General features: G+C 72.0%; 1 pseudogene. It reads left to right on the top strand.

Features of this window, described 5'->3' with window-relative positions:
• Positions 1-436: pseudogene (locus BZL64_RS38350) on the top strand (glutamate-5-semialdehyde dehydrogenase); the annotation flags it as partial.
• Between the last annotated feature and the right edge of the window lie 82 nt (positions 437-518).

The following is a 518-nucleotide window of genomic DNA, read 5'->3' as shown; positions in this document are numbered from 1 at the left end:
CCTCGACGCCCTCGCGGACGCCGGCGTCACCGTCCACGCCGACGAGCGCGTGCTGGCGTACGCCAAGGACTCCAGGGCGACCGTCGTCGAGGCCACGCCGGAGGACTGGGAGACCGAGTACCTCTCCTACGACATCGCCGCCGCCGTCGTCGACTCGCTCGACAAGGCCGTCGAGCACATCCGGCTGTGGACCTCCGGCCACACCGAGGCCATCGTGACCACCTCCCAGCAGGCCGCCCGCCGCTTCACCCAGCTGGTCGACTCCACCACGGTCGCCGTGAACGCCTCCACGCGCTTCACCGACGGCGGCCAGTTCGGCTTCGGTGCGGAGATCGGCATCTCCACCCAGAAGCTGCACGCCCGCGGCCCCATGGGCCTTCCCGAGCTGACCAGCACCAAGTACATCGTCACCGGCGACGGTCACGTACGGCGCTGACGGGCGTCGATGGAGGGTGTTGGCGGAGGGCGTCGACGGGAGCGTCCACGGGGGCGCGTGGCGCCCGCCGGGGGCGTGAGCG

Source organism: Streptomyces bobili (assembly GCF_002154575.1).
Classification (GTDB): Bacteria; Actinomycetota; Actinomycetes; order Streptomycetales; family Streptomycetaceae; genus Streptomyces; species Streptomyces bobili.
Note: the sequence above shows the minus strand (reverse complement) of the source record. Positions and strands in the feature narration are given on the sequence as shown.